Annotated in this window: 26 protein-coding genes; 15 read left to right on the plus strand and 11 right to left on the minus strand. The window is 70.9% G+C overall.

Annotated elements, in window-relative coordinates; all coding sequences use genetic code 11:
* Window positions 1-34 precede the first annotated feature (34 nt).
* From mshD to ACIRVK_RS29665, 8 genes are all read right to left on the minus strand, one after another.
* The gene (mshD, locus tag ACIRVK_RS29630) at window positions 35-961 is read right to left on the minus strand and encodes a mycothiol synthase (protein WP_404252360.1); all 927 of its coding nucleotides are present in this window, start codon (window positions 959-961) and stop codon (window positions 35-37) included.
* A 178-nt stretch (window positions 962-1,139) separates the two neighbouring features.
* Window positions 1,140-1,856, minus strand: coding sequence for a PH domain-containing protein (locus ACIRVK_RS29635; protein WP_404252362.1), 717 nt, complete (start codon window positions 1,854-1,856; stop codon window positions 1,140-1,142).
* Between the two features lie 215 nt (window positions 1,857-2,071).
* Window positions 2,072-3,529: a sensor histidine kinase gene (locus ACIRVK_RS29640; RefSeq protein ID WP_404252364.1), complete on the minus strand. Its 1,458-nt coding sequence runs from the start codon at window positions 3,527-3,529 to the stop codon at window positions 2,072-2,074.
* Window positions 3,526-4,257: a response regulator transcription factor gene (locus ACIRVK_RS29645; protein ID WP_404252366.1), complete on the minus strand. Its 732-nt coding sequence runs from the start codon at window positions 4,255-4,257 to the stop codon at window positions 3,526-3,528. The genes ACIRVK_RS29640 and ACIRVK_RS29645 overlap by 4 nt, the downstream gene beginning before the upstream one ends.
* Window positions 4,258-4,351: 94 nt before the next feature.
* Entirely contained in the window at window positions 4,352-4,576 is a 225-nt protein-coding gene (locus tag ACIRVK_RS29650; protein ID WP_404252368.1) for a hypothetical protein, read from the minus strand.
* A gap of 41 nt (window positions 4,577-4,617) precedes the next feature.
* Window positions 4,618-5,772: a S1C family serine protease gene (locus ACIRVK_RS29655; protein ID WP_404252370.1), complete on the minus strand. Its 1,155-nt coding sequence runs from the start codon at window positions 5,770-5,772 to the stop codon at window positions 4,618-4,620.
* A gap of 131 nt (window positions 5,773-5,903) precedes the next feature.
* The gene (locus ACIRVK_RS29660) at window positions 5,904-6,926 is read right to left on the minus strand and encodes a LacI family DNA-binding transcriptional regulator (protein ID WP_404252372.1); all 1,023 of its coding nucleotides are present in this window, start codon (window positions 6,924-6,926) and stop codon (window positions 5,904-5,906) included.
* A gap of 96 nt (window positions 6,927-7,022) precedes the next feature.
* Window positions 7,023-7,802 carry a winged-helix domain-containing protein gene (locus ACIRVK_RS29665; protein WP_404252374.1) on the minus strand — a complete coding sequence of 260 codons (780 nt, stop codon included), beginning with the start codon at window positions 7,800-7,802 and terminating at the stop codon, window positions 7,023-7,025.
* Window positions 7,803-7,985: 183 nt separating this feature from the next.
* Between ACIRVK_RS29665 and ACIRVK_RS29670 the strand changes: the two genes are divergently transcribed.
* From ACIRVK_RS29670 to ACIRVK_RS29705, 8 genes are all read left to right on the plus strand, one after another.
* The gene (locus ACIRVK_RS29670; protein WP_404252376.1) at window positions 7,986-8,870 is read left to right on the plus strand and encodes an alpha/beta hydrolase; all 885 of its coding nucleotides are present in this window, start codon (window positions 7,986-7,988) and stop codon (window positions 8,868-8,870) included.
* Window positions 8,871-8,935: 65 nt separating this feature from the next.
* The gene (locus ACIRVK_RS29675) at window positions 8,936-9,190 is read left to right on the plus strand and encodes a MoaD/ThiS family protein (protein ID WP_404252378.1); all 255 of its coding nucleotides are present in this window, start codon (window positions 8,936-8,938) and stop codon (window positions 9,188-9,190) included.
* 2 nt (window positions 9,191-9,192) lie between these two features.
* Window positions 9,193-10,284 (plus strand): hypothetical protein, encoded by a 1,092-nt coding sequence (locus tag ACIRVK_RS29680; RefSeq protein WP_404252380.1) that lies wholly within the window; start codon window positions 9,193-9,195, stop codon window positions 10,282-10,284.
* 133 nt (window positions 10,285-10,417) lie between these two features.
* Window positions 10,418-11,161 (plus strand): DUF2993 domain-containing protein, encoded by a 744-nt coding sequence (locus tag ACIRVK_RS29685; protein ID WP_404252382.1) that lies wholly within the window; start codon window positions 10,418-10,420, stop codon window positions 11,159-11,161.
* 203 nt (window positions 11,162-11,364) lie between these two features.
* Window positions 11,365-11,445 carry an Ms5788A family Cys-rich leader peptide gene (locus tag ACIRVK_RS29690; RefSeq protein WP_351055874.1) on the plus strand — a complete coding sequence of 27 codons (81 nt, stop codon included), beginning with the start codon at window positions 11,365-11,367 and terminating at the stop codon, window positions 11,443-11,445.
* Window positions 11,446-11,569: 124 nt separating this feature from the next.
* The gene (locus ACIRVK_RS29695) at window positions 11,570-12,409 is read left to right on the plus strand and encodes a sulfurtransferase (RefSeq protein ID WP_404252384.1); all 840 of its coding nucleotides are present in this window, start codon (window positions 11,570-11,572) and stop codon (window positions 12,407-12,409) included.
* 72 nt (window positions 12,410-12,481) lie between these two features.
* The gene (locus ACIRVK_RS29700) at window positions 12,482-12,769 is read left to right on the plus strand and encodes a DUF1416 domain-containing protein (RefSeq protein ID WP_093501297.1); all 288 of its coding nucleotides are present in this window, start codon (window positions 12,482-12,484) and stop codon (window positions 12,767-12,769) included.
* A gap of 91 nt (window positions 12,770-12,860) precedes the next feature.
* Window positions 12,861-13,121, plus strand: a complete 261-nt coding sequence (locus ACIRVK_RS29705; RefSeq protein ID WP_404252386.1) for a DUF3099 domain-containing protein — start codon at window positions 12,861-12,863, stop codon at window positions 13,119-13,121.
* Window positions 13,122-13,188: 67 nt separating this feature from the next.
* Here ACIRVK_RS29705 and ACIRVK_RS29710 read toward each other — a convergent pair whose 3' ends face one another.
* Window positions 13,189-13,551, minus strand: a complete 363-nt coding sequence (locus ACIRVK_RS29710; protein WP_404252388.1) for a DsrE family protein — start codon at window positions 13,549-13,551, stop codon at window positions 13,189-13,191.
* A gap of 101 nt (window positions 13,552-13,652) precedes the next feature.
* Between ACIRVK_RS29710 and ACIRVK_RS29715 the strand changes: the two genes are divergently transcribed.
* The 6 genes from ACIRVK_RS29715 to ACIRVK_RS29740 all read left to right on the plus strand — a co-directional run bounded on the left by ACIRVK_RS29715 (window position 13,653) and on the right by ACIRVK_RS29740 (window position 18,312).
* Complete coding sequence (locus tag ACIRVK_RS29715) at window positions 13,653-14,384, plus strand: hypothetical protein (RefSeq protein WP_404252390.1); 732 nt, start codon at window positions 13,653-13,655, stop codon at window positions 14,382-14,384.
* The gene (locus tag ACIRVK_RS29720; RefSeq protein WP_404252392.1) at window positions 14,381-15,205 is read left to right on the plus strand and encodes a hypothetical protein; all 825 of its coding nucleotides are present in this window, start codon (window positions 14,381-14,383) and stop codon (window positions 15,203-15,205) included. Before ACIRVK_RS29715 ends, ACIRVK_RS29720 begins: the two co-directional genes overlap by 4 nt.
* Window positions 15,202-16,080 (plus strand): hypothetical protein, encoded by an 879-nt coding sequence (locus tag ACIRVK_RS29725; protein WP_404252394.1) that lies wholly within the window; start codon window positions 15,202-15,204, stop codon window positions 16,078-16,080. Before ACIRVK_RS29720 ends, ACIRVK_RS29725 begins: the two co-directional genes overlap by 4 nt.
* A gap of 225 nt (window positions 16,081-16,305) precedes the next feature.
* On the plus strand, window positions 16,306-16,881 hold the full coding sequence (locus tag ACIRVK_RS29730; RefSeq protein ID WP_404252396.1) for an FABP family protein: 576 nt from the start codon (window positions 16,306-16,308) through the stop codon (window positions 16,879-16,881).
* Between the two features lie 18 nt (window positions 16,882-16,899).
* Window positions 16,900-17,337, plus strand: a complete 438-nt coding sequence (locus tag ACIRVK_RS29735; protein ID WP_404252398.1) for a Fur family transcriptional regulator — start codon at window positions 16,900-16,902, stop codon at window positions 17,335-17,337.
* Window positions 17,338-17,346: 9 nt separating this feature from the next.
* Window positions 17,347-18,312: a YgfZ/GcvT domain-containing protein gene (locus tag ACIRVK_RS29740; RefSeq protein ID WP_404252400.1), complete on the plus strand. Its 966-nt coding sequence runs from the start codon at window positions 17,347-17,349 to the stop codon at window positions 18,310-18,312.
* A 12-nt stretch (window positions 18,313-18,324) separates the two neighbouring features.
* Here the strand turns inward: ACIRVK_RS29740 and ACIRVK_RS29745 are convergent, their stop codons facing one another.
* Both ACIRVK_RS29745 and dtd read right to left on the minus strand, forming a co-directional pair.
* Window positions 18,325-18,576, minus strand: coding sequence for a hypothetical protein (locus tag ACIRVK_RS29745; protein ID WP_404252402.1), 252 nt, complete (start codon window positions 18,574-18,576; stop codon window positions 18,325-18,327).
* Window positions 18,577-18,941: 365 nt separating this feature from the next.
* A complete protein-coding gene (dtd, locus tag ACIRVK_RS29750; RefSeq protein ID WP_404252404.1) occupies window positions 18,942-19,367 on the minus strand; it encodes a D-aminoacyl-tRNA deacylase in 426 nt (141 codons plus the stop codon).
* 158 nt (window positions 19,368-19,525) lie between these two features.
* On the opposite strand from dtd, the gene ACIRVK_RS29755 reads away from it, so the two are divergent.
* A complete protein-coding gene (locus ACIRVK_RS29755) occupies window positions 19,526-20,146 on the plus strand; it encodes an aerial mycelium formation protein (RefSeq protein WP_404252406.1) in 621 nt (206 codons plus the stop codon).
* Window positions 20,147-20,175 lie beyond the last annotated feature (29 nt).

The following is a 20,175-nucleotide window of genomic DNA, read 5'->3' on the forward strand; positions in this document are numbered from 1 at the left end:
CCCGCCCCCAAGTTCCGCCCCAACCGCCGGAGGTTCACGTCTCGGTGCGGTACATCAGGTCCGTCTCGTACGTACGGAAACCCAGCCGCTCGTAAACCGACACCGCCGCCTTGTTGTCGGCGTCGACATACAGCATCGCCGTCGGCAACCCCTGCTCCGCCAGGTGCCGCAGCCCGATCGTCGTCAGCGCCTTGCCCAGGCCACCGCCCTGCACACCGGGCCGGACCCCCAGCACGTACACCTCGCCGAGCCCCTCCGCCGCGTGGACCTTCGTCCAGTGGAAGCCGACGAGTTCGTCGCCGCGGAAGGCGAGGAAGAAGCCGGCCGGGTCGAACCAGGCCTCGGCCTTGCGGGCGTCGAGGTCGCGCTGGGTGAGGGAGCCCTGCTCGGGATGGTGGGCGAAGGCGGCGGTGTTCACCGCGAGCCACGCGGAGTCGTCCCGCCCGGGCACGAAGGTGCGCACGGTCACGTCCGCCGACAGCACCGGCTCGGGCAGGTCCAGGTCGGTCAACGGCCGCCGCATCTGCCGCAGTTCGCGGAACAACGTCAGCCCCAGGACCTGCGCGAGGTGACGGGCCGCCGAGTGGCCGCCGTGGGCCCACACCCGCAGCCGCTTGCCGGACGCGGCGAGCAGCGCCGAGCCGAGCGCCCGCCCGTGGCCGTGTCCGCGGTGCGCGGGGTGGACGACCAGTTCGGCGGCCGGCGCCTCCACCGGGTCCGTGTCCTCCAGCTGGCCGTAGCCGACGAGTTCGTCACCGGCGAGGAGCAGCAGGTGGGAGACGCCCTCGCGCTCCCCGCCGCGCAGGTGCAGCCGGCCCTGTTCGGACACCGCCTGCTGGCCGTCGTACTGCGCGGCCTCCGCCAGCAGGGCGAGCACGGACTCGATCTGCCCGGGGGTGAGCGCGGAGTGGGTCTCGATGGAGCGGGTCCGGCCCGCGCTTGCGGTGTCGTCGCTGGTCATGCGTACGAGGGTAAGGGGCGGGGGCGGCAAAGTGGGGGCACGGGACGAAGGGGAGGCGACCCTTCAGCGCGAGCCCACGGCAGCACCTACGCGCGGCTCGCCGTGCCCCTGCCGGACGCGGTGGCGGACGTGCCGTCGCCGGCGGACGATGATCCTCAGGTGGTAGCGGCGGGGCCCGCTAAACGTGGGCCGACGGCGGACTGGTCCAAAAGCGCTGGAGTACGGCGCCCAGCACTCCAAAACAGACCACCGGCACGCACACCAGCAGCAGGAACGAGTGAGCCGGCCGCCCTTCGACGACCCGCCCGAAGTCGACGAAGAACATGACGACCAGCACGCCGAGCGCGCCGTACAGGGCCCGGGTCCAGGCCCTGCGCCGCGCCCACCCACGCAGGATCAGCTCCTCCACCGCGGGCCGGGGCCCCCGACTCGGACCGCGCAGCTCCGAGACCTCGGCATACGGGTCGTCCAACTGCCAGTCGTCGACGTGCCAGAGCAGATGACGCCGCCCGTCGTAGTCGTACAGATAGGCGAACCAACGGGGCCCCAAGGACCCCGAGCTCCGGTGAGCCGGCTCGACCCGGATGTCGTACACGTCCTGCCATCCCCAGGACCGCGCCCGCAGACGCCCCTGCACAGTGACACCGGCGGCCGTGACCCGGGTATGCGCCCGCACCTGCTCCAGCCCGATCCGGACGAGCCCCGCCGTCATCAACAGCCCCACCGTCAACGGCGCCCACCCGAAAGGCTCGACGTGAGAGGTATACGGATCATCCAGCCGCCCGGCCTGAAAGTAGGCGTTGGCGCCGATCACCAACATCAGCACAAGATGCAGCCACGGCAGCCTCCGCCGTCTTCGATAAACCCGCTCGATGTCACGCAGGTCCCCGCGCATATGCCCTCCCCAACCGGTTGAGGTGATCGTAGGCCCGGCCACTGGCACGTGAGAGGCTTGGGACCATGTCCGAGGCCCACTCGAGGGCTACCGCGCTGAGATCATCGAGCGGGCCTTCGAGGTCTCGCGCACCGGACGTCCTGCCCGGTTTGCGCAACCAGGACCGCGACCGCATCAGCAAGCGGCCTGGCGAGTGACCTGCCCTCGCAGGCCCGTCACGCCGGCCAGTCAGGCGGGGCCGTCGGCGCTCCCGGAAGGCGGATGGTCGCCACCGTGCCGCCGCCCTGGGCGTGGGTCAGGGTGACCTCGCCGCCTGCCTGTTCCACCGTTCGCGCCACGATGGACAGGCCCAGTCCCGAGCCCGGCAGCGCTCGTGCGCTCGGGGAGCGCCAGAAGCGGTCGAAGACGTAGGGGAGTTCGTCGGCGGGGATGCCGGGGCCGTGGTCGCGGACGGTGAGGACGCCGTGGTCGAGTTGGACCTCGATCGTGCCGGCCTCGGGGCTGAACTTGACCGCGTTGTCGAGGATGTTGACGACGGCGCGTTCCAGGGCGGAGGGCTCCGCGCGGACGTACCAGGGCTGGAGGTCGGCGGTGATCGTCAGCTCCGGGCCGCGCAGGCGGGCGCGACGCAGGGCCGCCTCCACCGTGTCCTGCAGCGACACCACCTGTACGCGCTCGCCCCGTTGCCCCTCCGAACGCGCCAGTTCCTGCAGGTCGCCGATCAAGGAGGCCAGTTCGGTCATCTGGGCCTTCACCGAGGCGAGCAGGGCCTTGCGGTCGGCCGGGGGGATGGGTCGGCCCGTCTCCTCGCTGCGGGTGAGGAGTTCGATGTTGGTACGGAGGGAGGTGAGGGGGGTGCGCAGTTCGTGGCCGGCGTCCGCGATGAGCTGCTGCTGGAGCTCGCGGGAGCTGGCCAGGGACGCCGTCATCGAGTTGAAGGAACGGGAGAGGCGGGCGATCTCGTCCTCGGAGTCGTCCGCGACCGGGATGCGGATGCCCAGGTCCTCGGTCCGGGCGACGTGTTCCACGGCCTCGGTGAGCTTGTCGACGGGGCGCAGTCCCGCGCGGGCGACGACGAGGCCGGCGGCACCGGCGCCGAGGACGCCTATGCCGGAGACGAGCAGGAGGATGAGGGCGAGGTCCTTGAGGGTGTTCTCGGTGCTTCTGAGGGAGACGGCGACCACCAGAGCGGTGTTGGAACTGACGCCGGTCTTGGTGTCCGTGACCACCAGGGGGAGCGGCAGGGTCAGGACACGGACGGCGTTGCCGTCGCCGTCCGTGCTGTTGTGGTAGAGGCCCCGGTTCCGGTCCGCGTGCTTGACGACGTTCTTGTCGCCCTCGGTGGTCTTGACGATGCCGACCGAGTTCGGGAGGAGGCAGGAGGTGCCGTCCGCGGTGATCGCCTGCGAGTAGGTGTTCCGGTAGCCGTTGAAGGACTTCTGCGGGGTGTGCGTGCAGTTGTTGAGCGCGTCCGCGATGTCCTGGAGCTGCCCCGGCCGCATGGCGGAGGCCTTCTGCAGGTCGCTGTCCAACTGGTCGTACAGTTTGCCCTGCACGATGAACCAGCAGGTCATCGAGACCGCCGCCACCGCGAACGCCACCGCCGCCGCCACCAGCATCGCCAGGCGGGAGCGGATCGGCAGCGTCTGGAAGCGCCGTAGAACCCTTCTCACTCCGCGCCGCCCTGCCGCAGCACGTACCCGACCCCCCGCACCGTGTGCACGAGGCGCGGCTCGCCGCCCGCCTCCGTCTTGCGGCGCAGGTACATGACGTACACGTCGAGGGAGTTGGAGGAGGGCTCGAAGTCGAAGCCCCAGACCGCCTTCAGGATCTGCTCGCGGGTCAGGACCTGGCGCGGGTGCGCCATGAACATCTCCAGCAGGGTGAACTCGGTGCGGGTCAGTTCCACCTGCCGCCCGCCCCGCGTCACCTCCCGCGTCGCCAGGTTCATCCGCAGGTCGGCGAAGGTCAGCGCCTCGTCCTCCTGGGCGGCGGCCGCGGCGGCCGCGTAGGAGCTGCGGCGCAGCAGGGCGCGGACGCGGGCGAAGAGCTCGTCGAGTTCGAAGGGCTTGACCAGGTAGTCGTCGGCGCCCGCGTCGAGCCCGGTGACGCGGTCGCCGACCGTGTCGCGGGCGGTCAGCATGAGGATCGGGGTGGTGTCCCCGGCGCCCCGGATCCGCCGGGCCGCCGTGAGGCCGTCCATGCGGGGCATCTGGATGTCGAGGACGACCAGGTCGGGACGGTACGCCGTCGCCTTCTCCAGCGCGTCCGCGCCGTCCACGGCGACCTCCGTCTCGTAGCCCTCGAAGGCAAGGCTGCGCTGGAGTGCTTCGCGTACCGCCGGCTCGTCGTCGACGATCAGGATTCGCTGGGGGTCACGGTCGCCATCGGCGGGGCTCATGGGCTTCGGGTTCCTCGAGTGCGGTGGGACGACAAGGACGCTGACGGTGTGAACGCCTTCAGCCTCGCATGTTTCCCTGCGGGCGCGGCAGTGATCAGGCGCGCATCGCCGCGAGGCGGTTCAGCGGCACCCTGCGGCGGTGCGGGCGGGCCGTGGTGGTGCGCAGGCCCATCAGCTGGGGGGCGACCTGGCCGGCGGTTGCGACGACCACTTCCGGTGCCCGCGGGGTCGGTGCGTGCAGTTCGTACGCCACCTCGAGGGCCAGGGCGAGGGCGGCCGGGCCGGTGCCGGCGACGGTGTGGGAAACCTGCTGGATCATGACGTACTCCCTGCTGCCGAGGTGGGGGTGAGGGGGGCTGGCTAGCTCTGGCTGCCGGACCGCAGGTGGGGCAGGTCCGCCTTGACGGTGTTGATCGGGATGGCGAAGCCGAGGCCGATGCTGCCGGCGTCCGAGGAGCCGGAGGACGACGAACTGGAGGAGTACATCGCGGAGTTGATGCCGATGATGTCGCCGCTCGCGTCGATCAGCGCGCCGCCGGAGTTGCCGGGGTTGAGCGAGGCGTCGGTCTGGATCGCCTTGTAGGTCGTGGTGGAGGAGCCGGTGTCGCCGTTGAACTGCTGGCCGCCGAAGGAGAACGGCCACCGGCCGCCGCCGCCCTGGTTCTGGCCCTGGCCCTGGTCGGTGGAGACGGTGACGTCACGGTTGAGCGCGGAGACGATGCCGCTGGTGACGGTGCCGCTGAGGCCCTCGGGGGAGCCGATCGCCACGACCGAGTCACCGACCTGGACGGCGGAGGAGTTGCCGAGCGTGGCGGGCTTGAGGCCCGAGGCGCCCTCCAGCTTGATCAGCGCGAGGTCCTTCTTGCTGTCGGTGCCGACGACCTTCGCGGTGTACGACTTCCCGTCGCTGGTCTTCACCTTGATCGACTGGGCGCCGGCGATGACGTGGTTGTTGGTGACGACCTGGCCGTCGCCGGTGATGACCACACCGGAACCGGTGGACGAGCCGTCGCTGAGCGTCGCGCTGACCTCGACCACGCTCGGGCTCACGGCCGCGGCGATGGAGGCGACGTCGCCCTTCTTGCTGGAGGGGACCACGCTGGTGGTCGTGGAGCTGGTGGCGACGGTGTCGTTGCCGGTCAGCTCCTGGATGCCGTACGCGGTGCCGCCGCCTATCGCCGCGGCGACGATCGCCACGGCCGCCAGCAGGGCGATGGGGAGCCGCGGACGCTTCCGGGCGGCCGGCCCGGCGCCGGGCGGGGGCCCGAGGGGGACGGTCGGCAGCACCGCCGTACCGCCGCCGTTCCCGCCGCCCTCCGAGCCGGCCACTGCCTGCGACTGGCCCGGCCACACGCTGGTGCCCGGCTCGGTGGTGACCGGTTCCGCCTGCGCGGGCCGGTGCGCCGGCGGGGGCGGCCACTCCGGGTTCACGGGGGAGGAGGAGTGCTGCTGGGCGCCCTGGTAAGGGGTGTCGTACTGCTCGTACTCGCCGTCGCGGCGGAAGCTCTCGGTCATGTCAAACAGCTTGTCCCGCGACCATGAGAGCTTCCTGAGTGCCCGCTGAGAAGCCCGGCAGAACCTCGTATGCCCGATATAAAGCCGGTTGTGGCCGCGGGGCGGGGTCTCTCAGAAACCCCTCATCGAACTCAGTCGCAGCCGCACGAACGGCGGGTGACCAGGCGCGACGGGAAGGTCTTCAGCCGCTCCCGCCGGGATCCGGCGACCCGCAGCCCGTCGTCGAGCACGAGGTCCACCGCGGCCCGCGCCATGGCGCTGCGATCGGAGGCGACCGTCGTCAGGGGCGGGTCCGCGAGCGCCGCCTCCTTGATGTCGTCGAAGCCGGCCACCGCCAGTTCGCCGGGGACGTCGATGCGCAGTTCGCGCGCGGCCCGCAGGACGCCGATGGCCTGGTCGTCGGTGGAGCAGAAGATCGCGGGCGGCCGCCGGGGCCCGGCGAAGATCTCCAGCGCTCTCCGGTACGCGTCGTAGCGGTTGTACGGCGCTTCGAACAGCCGCCCCTCGGTGGGCTTGCCGACCTCCTCCATCGCGCGCCGCCAGCCCTCGACGTGGTCGGAGACGGGGTCGCCGACGGCGGGCGTCTCGGCGGTGCCGCCCATACAGGCGACGTACTCGTAGCCGTGCGCCAGCAGGTGCCTGACGGCGAGGTGGGCGCCGCCGAGGTCGTCGGTGACGACGGCGACGTCGTCGATGGCCTCGGGCCGCTCGTGCAGCAGGACGACCCGGGCGTCCCAGGCCTCTATCTCGGCGGCGGCCTGGTCGTTGAGCGCGTGGGAGACCAGGATGAGCCCGGAGACCCGCATCCCGAGGAACGCGCGCAGGTAGTGGACCTCGCGTTCGCTGACGTAGTCGGTGTTGCCGACGAGCACCATTTTCCCGCGCTCGGAGGCGGCCTGCTCGACCGCGTGCGCCATCTCCCCGAAGAAGGGCTGACGGGCGTCCGGGATGATCAGGCCTATGAGGTCCGTGCGCCGCGAGGCCATCGCCTGGGCGACCCGGTCGGGCCGGTACCCCAGCTCCTTGATCGCGGCGAGGACACGCTCGCGCGTGGCCGGGGCGACCGGCCGGGGTCCGTTGTTGATGACATAGCTGACGACGGCGGTCGAAGTCCCCGCCAGTCGCGCCACGTCATCCCGAGTCACCTTGGCCACGCGCGGAGTCTACGCGGATATACCGGTTCCGGGCAGGGCGAGCAGGAGCTTCCGCGGCACCGCGTGTGCGGAAGCAATGCCCAGGCCGGGGGCCCGCTATGCGTCCGCCGGTACCTCGGAGGCGTCCAGTGCCGCCGTCTCGTCCGTCTCGTCCGTTTTTGCCCGGTCTGCCTTGGCCTTGGCTTCCTCGGAGACCCGGTCCCCCTTCTCGGGGGTAACGAATCGATAACCGACGTTCCGGACGGTGCCGATCAGCGACTCGTGCTCGGGGCCGAGCTTGGCCCGCAGCCGTCGTACGTGCACGTCGACCGTTCGGGTGCCGCCGAAGTAGTCGTAGCCCCAGACCTCCTGCAGCAGCTGCGCGCGCGTGAAGACGCGGCCCGGGTGCTGGGCGAGGTACTTCAGGAGCTCGAACTCCTTGAAGGTGAGGTCCAGCACCCGGCCCTTGAGCTTGGCGGAGTAGGTCGCCTCGTCGACCGACAGGTCGCCGTTGCGGATCTCCATCGGGGAGTCGTCGTTGACGATCTGCTGGCGGCCCATGGCGAGCCGCAGCCGCGCCTCCACCTCGGCGGGGCCGGCGGTGTCCAGCAGGACGTCGTCGATGCCCCAGTCGGCGGTGACGGCGGCGAGGCCGCCCTCGGTGACGACGAGGATCAGCGGACAGCCGGGGCCGGTCGAGCGCAGCAGCTGGCACAGGCTGCGGACCTGCGGGAGGTCACGGCGACCGTCGATGAGGATCACGTCGGCACCGGGGGTGTCGACGAGGGCCGGGCCTTCCGCGGGCGCCACGCGCACGTTGTGCAGCAGCAGGCCGAGGGCCGGCAGCACCTCCGTCGACGGCTGGAGGGCGTTGGTCAGGAGCAGCAGAGAACTCATACGTCTGGTTCCTCCTCGGTCCCTGCGAGGACGTGTGTGGTGCATCACCCTGCTCTGCGATCCCGAAGGCCCCGTACACCAGCGGTCACCTGGAGTTTCCCGCTTCGTATACAACGCTTCCGAAAGCACAAAAGGACCCGGGGGCTACGCTGCCCGAGTCCTCTGCCCAGCAGAATAGCCCACATGAGCATTACTCCGGCAGGTCATGTGGCGCGTTCCATCGAACGTCCGCATTCCGAGACGATCAGACACACCCCTATGCGGACGTTTCTGGCCACGGACGACGGTGTGACGATCGATTCCGTATACGACCCGCCGGCCGCCGTATACGACGTCTCCCCGCCACCTGCCGTTGACCTCGTGTTCGTCATCGCCCACGGTTTCACGGGCGACGTGGACAAGCCGCACGTCCGCCGGGTGGTGCGGGCCTTCACCCGGTACGGGGCGGTCGTCTCGTTCTCCTTCCGCGGTCACGGGGCCTCCGGCGGACGCTCGACCGTCGGCGACAAGGAGGTCCTCGACCTGGCCGCCGCGGTGCGCTGGGCCCGGGAGCTCGGGCACGCGCGCGTGGCGACCGTCGGCTTCTCCATGGGCGGCTCGGTGGTGCTGCGGCACGCGGCGCTGTACCGGCCGGACGACGGTTCGGGTGCGTCGGTGCGCGCGGGGCGCGCGGACGCGCACACGGACGCCGTGGTCTCGGTGAGTGCGCCGGCCCGTTGGTACTACCGCGGCACAGCCCCCATGCGGAAGCTGCACTGGCTGGTGACCCGGCCCGAGGGCCGGCTGGTGGGCCGCTACGGACTCCGTACGAGGATCAACAACAGGGACTGGGACCCGGTCCCGCTGTCCCCCGTGGAAGCGGTCCCGCGGATCGCCCCCACCCCCCTGCTGGTCGTGCACGGCGACCGGGACGGCTACTTCCCGCTCGACCACCCCCGCATGCTCGCCGCCGCCGCGGGCGACCACGGCGAACTGTGGGTGGAGGGCGGCATGGGCCATGCCGAACACGCGGCCTCCGACGACCTGCTGACCCGCATCGGGAGCTGGAGTGTCGGTCGGTCGGGCTAGCCTGGCCGCATACACAGGCGAACGACCGCCCATTGATTTCCGACAGCCCATTGATCGAGGAACGGATGCCACAGGTCACGGTGCGCTACTGGGCCGCCGCGAAGGCCGCCGCCGGGATCGCCGAGGAGCCGTACGACGCGGACACCCTCGCCGAGGCGCTGGACGCCGTGCGCGCGCGACACCCCGGGGAACTGGTGCGCGTGCTGCGGCGATGCTCCTTCCTCATCGACGGTGACCCCGTGGGCACCCGCGGACATGAGACGGTACGGCTGGCCGACGGCGGCACGGTCGAGGTGCTCCCGCCGTTCGCAGGAGGGTGACGATGACCGACCAGCCGTACGACCCGTACCAGCAGCGACAGCCGCAGCAGCAGGAGTGGGCGGGGCAGCAGCAGCCGTACCAGGGCTACCAGGAGTACGAGGACCCGTACGCCGCCCAGCAGCAGTACACCCAGCAGTGGCAGGGGCAGACCTGGGAGACGCAGACCTACCCGCCCCAGCAGGCCCCGCAGTGGCAGCAGCAGGCGCCGTACCAGCCGCAGGCCGAGTACCCGCCGCAGCCGCAGCCTCCGCAGTGGCAGCAGCAGGCCCCCGCGCCCGCGCCGGCACCCGAGGCGGACGCCGGCTACGGGCCCGCCACCCTGGCCGGCAACGCCCGCGTCACGGACGCCCAGCGGGCCCGCCTGGAGGGCCGTTCCCCGATCATCGAACCCGGCATGCAGCCGGCCGTGCTCACCGCGCTGCTCGGCCTCCTGCTGTCCGGCACGGCCGCGCTCGGCACGTACGCCCTGCTCGTCCCGCTCGTCGCGCTGCAGGCCGTCACCGCGGCGGGCTGGTTCCGGCTGAACGGCATGTGGCCGGCCCGCCAGGGCATCGCCCTCGCCTTCCTCGGCGCCCTGGTCGCGGACGCGGCGCTCCTGACGGCGGGCCGCGAGCACGCCCCGGCGGCCATCCTCGGCACCCTCGGCGTCTGGGTCCTGCTCTCCCTGGTCCTCCAGCTGCGCTCGCACGCCGACCCGGACGAGCGGATGTACGGCCTGATGGCGACGGTCGCCTCGGCGGCCCTCTCGATCATCGCGGCGGGCCACCTCGCCGCGGACACGGACGCGGTGTCGGTGGGTGCGGCGGCAGTCGCGGTGGCCGTCCTGGCCCGCGCCCTCCCGCTGCCCACCCCGGCGTCCGTGGTCGTGTCGCTGCTCGCCGCGGCGGGCGCGGGCATCGCGGTCGGCGGGATGACGGGCTTCGGCACCCCGGGCGCCCTGCTCGGCACCGGCGCCGGCGTGTGCGCCCTGATCGGCCACCGCGTCGCCGGCTACGACTACCCCTCCCGCTTCGTCCACTTCACGGCTGGCGTCGCCCTGCCGCTGACGGCGGCGGCACCGGCGGTGTACGTGCTGGGGCGGGCGCTCGGGTAGCGCCGGCGGGGCGGCTCCTGTCACAGGTGATCGACAATCCGGCGGCCCGGGCGCACCACGGGGTTACGCTCGCGAACGGACGGCCACTCGGTCGTCGTGACCGTCGTCCGTCGGCTGGGTGGGGGAAGACCGCATGCGCGCCCTGCGAATACTTCTGATCGTCGTCGTGATCCTGGGCGGCCTGTTCGTGGTCGCGGACCGGGTCGCCGTCCACTTCGCCGAGAACAAGGCGGCCGACAAGGTGCGGACCACCGAGAACCTCGCCTCCACGCCGGACGTCTCCATCAAGGGCTTCCCGTTCCTCACCCAGGTCGCCTCCGGCAAGCTGGACGACGTGCAGATCGGCATCAAGGACTACGAGGCCAACACGGGCCAGTCCGCCGGCAGCAGCGCGCCACGGAGCATCCGGATCTCCGACCTCAAGGCCGACATGAAGGGCGTCAGCTTCAACGGCGACTACAGCTCCGCCACCGCGGACAGCGCGACCGGCACGGCGACCATCGCCTACGACGAGCTGCTGAAGGCCGCCAAGTCCCAGCCGACGCAGATCTTCCCGGGCGTCAACGCCCAGGTCGTCGGCCTCTCCGACGGCGGCAACGGCAAGATCAAGGTCGACGTGAAGGTCTCGGTCGCCGGTGCCTCGCAGACGTACCCCGTGCTCAGCACGGTCACCGTCGCCGGCAACACGGTGAAGGTGCACGCGGACAACCTGCCCAAGCTGGTCGTCGACCTCGCCGAGTCCCGGATCCGCACGATCACAGACTTCCAGCAGACCATCGACCGGCTGCCGGGCGGCGTGAAGCTGCAGAGCGTGCAGGCTGCGAAGAACGGTGTGGAGATCACGGTGACGGGTTCGAACGTACGGCTCGCGGGGTAGGACGGCACCGGCGGCGGTGGACGTGGAGTGTCCGACAGGCGAGACGCGGGCGTCCGTACGGTAGCGGCGGTGACCGATACATCCGGCCGCGAGGCGTGTCGGGGTGGCCCGGAGCGTGATCGGATCCCACATCCCGGACGATCGCATCTCACGATACGACACACCGGTGACACGCCCGCCTGTCCCTCCCTACGATCGAGCTCATGAGGCGACAGGCGGACCTAACGAAGCGGCGGGCAGTAGACCTGTGCCGCGTCGCCGCCATGCTCTGTCGCCCCTTCTGAGCGGAAGGCGCAGACCTCCGCATCCCCCCGCCCTGCTCAGGGCACCGGTGCGCCGCCCCCGTACGGGCGCGAGCACCCCGCACACTCGTATGCCCCGCCGTAACTGCCCCGGAGGAGAGAGAGCATGAGCCGCAGCGACGTCCTGGTCGACGCCGACTGGGTCCAGGAGAACCTGGACAACCCCGAGATCGCGATCGTGGAGGTGGACGAGGACACGTCCGCCTACGAGAAGAACCACATCAGGAACGCGATCCGCATCGACTGGACCAAGGACCTGCAGGACCCGGTCCGCCGCGACTTCATCGACCAGGAGGGCTTCGAGAAGCTCCTGTCGGCGAAGGGCATCGCCAACGACACGCTGGTGATCCTGTACGGCGGCAACAACAACTGGTTCGCGTCCTACGCCTACTGGTACTTCAAGCTCTACGGCCACGAGAACGTCAAGCTGCTCGACGGTGGCCGCAAGAAGTGGGAGCTGGACGCCCGCGAGCTGGTCGAGGAGGTCCCGGAGCGCGCCGAGACCACCTACCAGGCCAAGCCCCAGAACACCGCCATCCGTGCCTTCCGTGACGACGTCGTCGCCGCGATCGGCTCACACAACCTCGTCGACGTGCGCTCGCCCGACGAGTTCTCCGGCAAGCTGCTCGCCCCGGCCCACCTGCCGCAGGAGCAGTCGCAGCGCCCGGGTCACGTGCCGTCCGCGAAGAACATCCCGTGGTCGAAGAACGCCAACGACGACGGCACCTTCAAGTCGGACGAGGAGCTCAAGGAGCTCTACGCCGAGGAGAACGTGGACCTCGCCAAGGACACCATCGCCTACTGCCGCATCGGTGAGCGCTCCGCGCTGACCTGGTTCGTCCTGCACGAGCTGCTCGGCGTGGAGAACGTCAAGAACTACGACGGCTCCTGGACCGAGTACGGCAGCCTCGTCGGCGTCCCGATCGAGCTCGGCGCGAGCAAGTAACCACCCCCCCCCGCAGGACCAGAATCCGACCGACCGGCCTTCCTTCCGGTCAGACCCCTGATGGAGAAAGACATGTGTGGAGCGAAGGCCGGCGGCCCGGACCCCTCGACGATCAAGCCCGGTGAGACCACGATCCAGGGCCAGGTGACGAAGGACGGCGAGCCCGTGGTCGGCTACGTCCGCCTGCTGGACTCGACCGGCGAGTTCACCGCGGAGGTCCCGACCTCCGCGACGGGCCAGTTCCGCTTCTACGCGGCCGAGGGCACCTGGACCGTCCGTGCCCTGGTCCCCGGCGCCACCGCCGACCGCACGGTCGTCGCCCAGCAGGGCGGCCTCGCCGAGGTCGCCATCGCCGTCTGACGCACACCAAGGGCCGCACTCCCTGCTTGAACACCGGGAGTGCGGCCCTTGGGCATGCCCGGACCCGCGCACGCCGACCTACCCTGGAAGCATGCTGGCACGCCGCCGTCGCACGTACTTCGCCATGATGGGCACCTGCGTCACGCTGTTCGTCCTGGCCTGGGGGGTCGTACGCATGTGGTCGATCCCGGCCGCCGTCGCCATGTGCGTCGTGGCGATGGTCATCCCGCCGGTCGCCGCCATGGTCGCCAACCGCCGAGGCCCCGACGACCGCTGGTGGGACGACCCCTCGGGCGACCCCAAGTCCGACGAGTGGTGGGACGAACTGGACGGCAAGAAACGCCCGCGGTAGCGGTTGCTCGGGTTCGTGGTGCGGGCCGAGTGGCAGCCCGCAGGACGACGAGCGTGTCTCGGACGCCTCAGTAGACGAGTGCCTGGGTGTCGTCCGCCAGTGCCTCCTGGACGAAGACCTGGGCGCCCGCGATCCGTACGCCCTCGATGACATCCTTCTCGGTGATGTCCCGGCGGGCCGCGCACTGGGTGCACAGGGTGACGCGGCCGGCGGCCAGGACCGAGTCGAGCAGGTCGGGCAGCGGGGCCGCGTGCGGCAGCTCGAACCCGGCGGCCCGCCCCGGCAGGGCGAACCACGCGGATTCGCCGGTCAGCCAGAGCGAGACGTCGACGCCGCTGGCCACGGCAACGGCCGCCACCGTGAACGCCTGTGAGCACCGCTCGGGTGCGTCGGCCCCCGCCGTCACCTTGATCACGAGCTTCTTCGCCATGGCCGAATCGTAATCAACGCCCCTACAACTTGGACCGTTGGCCATGGGTCTCCCGTGAAGCGCGCATACGGAATGCGTGTTTCGTTTTGTGGGGGGACGTCTTGGAAGTACCCGAAGTGCCCCGGCCCCGTCGCGGTGGCCGTACCGCCTCGTTGATCGCCGGCGCCGCCGTGCTCGGGGTCGTGGCCGGGACCTGCGCCGGCTACCTCGTGCAGGCGCACCGCGCGCCGACGAAGCTGCCTTCCCTGTCCCAGCCGACGCTCGCGCGCCCGACGGGCAAGGCGCCCGAGCCGCTGTCGGCCGCCGAGGACCGGCAGGTGAAGACCGACGGCGACCTGCGCGAGCTGCTGCTGAAGAAGCCGGCCGGAGCGAAGGACGCCCGCTGGATCACCACCGAGGACGGCTGGCTGGACCTCGCGCAGTACGCCGAGATGTACACCCGCCCGGCCGTTGCCTTCAGCAACCTGGTGGGCAAGGAGTTCCGCCGCGCCGCCGTCACCGGCTGGGAGTCCGGGGAGACGTACGACGTGGAGATCCGGCTGGTCCAGTACCGGCAGACGGAGTCCCTGGAGGCCTCCGACGCCAACGACGGCGAGCAGTACGCGGCCGACGCCAGGCCCGGCACCCGCAGCTGGCACCTGCCCGGCACCGGCGACGGCATGGTGTACGTCCACTCCCAGCCCCGTACTCAGGCCGGATACCAGCCTCAGTACATCTCGGAGGCGTTCGCGTGGCGCGGCGACCTCGCCCTGGAGGTCTTCGTGACGGACACCAAGCCCGTCCCCAAGGCGAAGATCATGGATCTGGCCGAGCGGCAGATGGAGCGGTTGTGAGTGAGAACCAGAGCCCGCCGGCGGACGAGCCTGCGGTCGACGAGCCCACGGCCGACGAGGTGCCGGGCGGCGAGCCCCGCCGCCGGGGTCGGGTCGGCGCCGTCGTCGCCTGCGCCCTGCTCGCCGTCGCCGTCCTGGCCGGGGTCGGCTACACGGTCGTCACGGTGAACGGCGCCGACCGCGACGCCGGCGCCCCGGTGTGGAAGTTCCCGAAGGACAGCGCCCAGAAGGCGAAGACGGCGCCCGCCACGGGCCTGAGCGGGATGCTCGTGCCGTACGGCGCCGACGGCTGGAGCCGCGGTCCGGACATCGGCGTGTACGGCTCCGACGCCCACCTCGACGGCCCCGCGGCCACGGCCCTGCGCAAGCAGGAGCTCCGCGGGCTGCCCCGCACCCAGCGCGGGCTGCTGGAGAAGCAGATCGACAAGCAGCGCATCCAGGGCATGGCGATGCGCAGCTACGTCAGCACCGAGGAGAACGCCTCCGTCTACACGAACAAGGCCAACGTGGTGACCATCGAGCTGGCCCAGATGGACAACGCGGTGGCCCTGCGCAACATCCCGCGGTCCCAGCAGGCCTTCCTCGACACCCTCGGCGTCTTCCGCGACGGCCCCCGCATCGAGGGCCATCCCAACGCCCGCTGCTTCCTGCCGCCCGCCGACCAGCAGGAGAAGCTCGACGCGATGTTCTGCTCCGCCTACCAGGGGAACGTCCTGGTGACCGTCACGGCCGGCAGCGCCAAGCCGTTGCAGAAGACAGCGATCGCGATGCTGCTGAAGGAACAGCTCGACCGCATCGCCGAGCCCGGGGAGGCGGTATGACCGAGCAGCAGCACATAGAGACGCCGACCTCTCCGGAGGCCCCGCCCCTGCCGGACGCGTCGCCCGTCGTACCCGTCGTACCCGAAGCCCCGGTCGTCCCCAAGGACCGCCGGGTCCTGCGGGCCGTGCTGCGCTGGACCGCCGCCGTGGCCGCGTTCGCGGTCGTCGGGACGGGAACGGCGTACGGGATCTCTCAGCTGCGGCGGACCGACGTCCCGGGGCTCGCGACCGCGTCGGACGGGCGCTGGGACTACCCGGCGCTCTCCGCGGCGCCGCTGCCGGCCGGGAGCCCCGGTCCCTTCGCCGACAGGAACAAGGCGGGCGCCCACTACGCCGACCTGCGGGCGCTCGTCCTGCCGGCGCCGAAGTCGGCCACCGAGGACAAGAGCCTGCGCGGGCGGGACGGCTGGCTGCCGACCGACCGCTTCCTCGCCGAGTACGCGGACGGCGCCGAGCGTGCCGAACTGCGGCAGAAGCTCGTCGACAGCGGCCTGCGGCACGTCACGGCGCGCGGCTGGACCACACGGGATGGCACGCACACGCGCGTGTACCTGCTGCAGTTCGGGACGGCGGCGGTCATCGACGCCCTGTTCGACAAGGGGCTCGCCCCCTACGGCGCCCCCACCTACCGGCTGGTCGGCACCGACGCCTCCGACGCCTCCGTGTCCGACGACGGCTTCGCGCCCGAGGCACTGGTCCAGAACGTCAACCGCACCGCCTACGTGGAGAAGAAGCCGTACGGCGCCGAGCAGGTCCGCCAGGCCTATCTCGCTGCCGGCGACGTCCTCGCGCTGATCGTGCAGTCCCGGAAGGGGGCGGCGAGGGCCGTACCGTTCCAGCAGACGGTGCTGCTGCAGAGCCAGCTGCTGGGCTGAGCCGGTGAGGGGTGTACCTCACGCGGAGCACCGGGCCCCGGCCGACTAAGCTGGGGCCTGGCTCTGTGTACCGCTCACCCCGCTCAGCAAGGAGCACCCCGTGCTTGAGGCATTCTTCGAAGCCCTGCTCGTCCTCGTCTGCGTCGGCGTCCTGGGCTTCGCCTACCTGACCGTGAAGAAGCTGTACCAGGGCCAGCGCTGACCCCCGTCTAGGAACCCCACCTCATGATCGAGATCCCGTCCGACCTCCACAAGGACCTCGTCCCCCTCGCCTTCCTGCTCGGCGACTGGGCGGGCGCGGGCGTCCACGACTTCCCCGGCGACGAGAAGTGCAACTTCGGGCAGGAGGTCAGCTTCACCCACGACGGCCGCGACTTCCTGGAGTACCGGTCCCACACCTGGGTCCTGGACAACGACGGGAACAAGGTCCGCCCGCTGGAGTCGGAGTCCGGCTTCTGGCGCGTCGACGCCGACCGCAAGGTCGAGGTGACGATGACCCGCGACGACGGTGTCATCGAGATCTGGTACGGCGAGCTGGCGGACAAGAAGCCGCAGATCGACCTGGTGACGGACGCCGTCGCCCGCACGGCCGTCTCCCGCCCCTACACCGGCGGCAAGCGCCTGTACGGCTACGTCAAGAGCGACCTGATGTGGGTCGGGGAGAAGCAGACCCCCGAGGTCGAGCTGCGCCCGTACATGTCCGCCCACCTGAAGAAGGTCGTCACGCCCGAGGACGTCGAACGCTGGGCCAAGGCCCTCCCGGACGACCTGCCGGACGACGGGATCGCCTTCTTCAAGTAGGGCCCTAGACTCGGCGGTGTGGTGAGCATCGACTGGAAGAGCGACCTCAGGCAGCGCGGCTACCGGCTGACGCCGCAGCGTCAGCTTGTCCTCGAGGCCGTGGACACCCTTGAGCACGCGACCCCCGACGACATCCTCACGGAAGTGAAGAAGACGGCGTCGGGGGTCAACATCTCGACGGTCTACCGGACCCTGGAGCTGCTGGAGGAGCTGGGGCTGGTCAGCCACGCCCACCTCGGGCACGGGGCGCCCACCTATCACCTCGCCGACCGCCATCACCACATCCACCTGGTCTGCCGGGACTGCCAGAACGTGATCGAGGCGGATGTCTCCGTGGCGGCCGAGTTCACCGCGAAGCTGCGGCGGGAGTTCGGCTTCGAGACGGACATGAAGCACTTCGCGATCTTCGGCCGCTGCCGGGACTGTTCGCTGAAGGGTTCAACTACCGAGTCGTAGGCTTGTCCCATGAAGAGCCCCCTGCTGTCCCTGCCCGGCGCCGTCCCCGCCGAGGGCGTGGACGAAGGCGTAGCCGCCCACTACGGCGACCTGTTCCGCGAACAGCGCGCCCTCGCCGACGGCACCGGCTTCGTCGACCTCTCGCACCGCGGCGTCGTCACCGTCTCCGGCGAGGACCGGCTGAGCTGGCTGCACCTGCTCCTCACCCAGCATGTGAGCGACCTCGCGACCGGCCAGGCCACGGAAGCCCTGATCCTCTCCGCCCACGGCCACATCGAGCACGCCCTGTACCTGGTGGACGACGGCTCCACGGTCTGGGCCCATGTGGAGCCCGGCACCCAGGACGAGCTGATCGCCTACCTGGAGTCGATGAAGTTCTTCTACCAGGTCGAAGTCGCCGACCGCACGGCCGAGTTCGCGGTCGTGCACCTGCCGGCCGGTTCGATCGCGGAGGTCCCGGACGGGGTCGTCGTGCGCGAGACGCCGTACGGCCGTGACCTGTTCCTGCCGCGCGCGGACCTGGAGTCGTACGCAGGGAAGGCCGGACCGCCGGTCGGGATCCTCGCCCACGAGGCGCTGCGCGTCGAACAGCATCGCCCGCGCCTCGGCTTCGAGACCGACCACCGCACCATCCCCCACGAGCTGGGCTGGATCGGCACCGCGGTCCACCTGCAGAAGGGCTGCTACCGGGGCCAGGAGACGGTGGCCCGCGTGCAGAACCTGGGCAAGCCCCCGCGCCGCCTGGTCTTCCTGCACCTGGACGGCAGCGAGGTCCACCTGCCCACCCCGGGCACCGAGATCCGCCTCGCCGACGAGGACCCCGACGGCCGCAAGATCGGCTTCATCACGACCTCCGTACGCCACCACGAACTCGGCCCCGTCGCCCTGGCCCTGGTGAAGCGGAACGTCCCGCTGGACGCCCGCCTGATGGCGGGGGACACGGCGGCGGCGCAGGAGGTCGTCGTCGAGCCGTAGGCGAGCCGGGCGTCAGCGTGGCACCGCGACCTTTGCCGCGAGGGTGAAGCCCGATCCGGTGATCGTCACGGCGCTGCCGAGCGCTTCGAAAATGCCCGGCGTCACCAGCAGCACGGCGATGCCGCCGACGAGCGCCGCGACGGCGATGATCACCGCGGCGACCGCGTTGACTGTCGGCAACCGGGCGACACCGACGCCGTCGCCCGACTGCCGTGGTGTGGACGGCACGCCGGGATCCTGTCCAGTGGGCGGTTGGTGTTCCATGCCGCTTCCTCCTTCGTTCCATCGATCTCGTCAGCCCAGGTGAGAGGCAGGACAACGGAGGTCGCGGTGCCGACCGCGTGTTCCGTGCTGCGAGAGATGCCCCGGAGGCGGGTAGTCCAACACGCCCTGAACGCAAGGGGATTGGGTCAGCACAATGCAGTGGCCGACCATCCTGTGCACGGCGTACGGAATGCACGGCCGACGACCCGGGCGGCAGATGAGTCGGCCGGGGTCTCTCCGTGAACCTGTGTGCCCGTCTCACCTGGGTTGACAGGGAGAAAGAGGTGTTCGTCAGCCGGTCCGTCCAATTGGACTGGAACTCGTAGGTTGGTTCTGCCCGCCAGGGATGATCCCTTAACTCTTCCTCAGATCTCCAGCAGCACCGTGAACGGGCCGTCGTTCGTCAGGGACACGCGCATACGGGCACCGAAGCGGCCCGTCTCCACGGTCGCGCCGAGCGCGCGCAGTTGGGCGACCACCTCGTCGACGAGGGGCTCGGCGACGTCGCCGGGGGCGGCGGCGTTCCAGGTGGGGCGGCGGCCCTTGCGGGCGTCACCGTAGAGGGTGAACTGGCTGACCACCAGGAGCGGGGCGTCGACGTCGCTGCACGACTTCTCGTCCTGCAGCACGCGCAGCGACCAGAGCTTGCGGGCGAGTTGGGCCGCCTTCTCCTTGGTGTCCTCGTGCGTGACCCCGACCAGGACGCACAGTCCCTCGCCGATGATCTCGCCGACCGTCTCGCCGTCCACGACGACGCTCGCGCCGTCCACCCGCTGCACCACTGCTCGCATACGACCATCATGCCGGGCGGTCCGCGGGGGGCCGTGCGCGGGTTTGTTTTTGTTCCTTAACCCCCCATCTGGGGCCGATCGGGGGCACTCGGTCACATAGCGGCCACTTGGGGTGGCACGATGCTTCCACACACCGGTCGAGGGGACGGTTGAGGCACATGAGCACACCGAGCACCGGGCAGCCGCCCGTCTCGTGCACGGAAGAACGGGTGGCCGCACCACGGCCGCCGACACAGCGCACCGACAGCCCGGCCGGCCCGCCGGTCCCGGACGGCCCGTGGCTGCCGGTCGGGCCGGCCGAGCCCGACCTGGCCGTGCTGAGCCTGCCCGAGTTGCGCACCCTGCGCCGGGACGCCCAGCGCGACGAGGCGGACCTCAGCTATGTCCGGCGGCTGCTGCAGGGCCGGATCGACATCCTGCGCGCGGAGCTGGCGCGGAGGTCACCGGCGGGCGCGGCGTCCGTGGTCGACCGGCTCCCGGAGATCCTGACGGACGGCCCCGCCCGGCACCGCTCCTCGGCCCGCCACGTCACGCTGGGCACCCCGCACAACGAGGAGTACCGGCGGCTGGCGGCCGACATGCTCGCCGAGGTCGAACTCTCCGACCTGGCCGCGCGGACGGACCTGGAGCTGACCACCGCGATGGGCCGGCTGGTGCGGTACGAGCAGCAGGTCTCCCGGCGCCGCCAGCGGCTGCAGCGCACGACGGACGAGTGCAGCGCGGAGATCGCGCGCCGGTACCGCGAGGGGGAGGCGCAGGTCGACGATCTGCTCGTGTGACCGCGCCGCCGGTGCCGTTCGGGACTCCT

It is taken from the genome of Streptomyces sp. NPDC101152 (genome assembly GCF_044768275.1).
GTDB lineage: Bacteria > Actinomycetota > Actinomycetes > Streptomycetales > Streptomycetaceae > Streptomyces.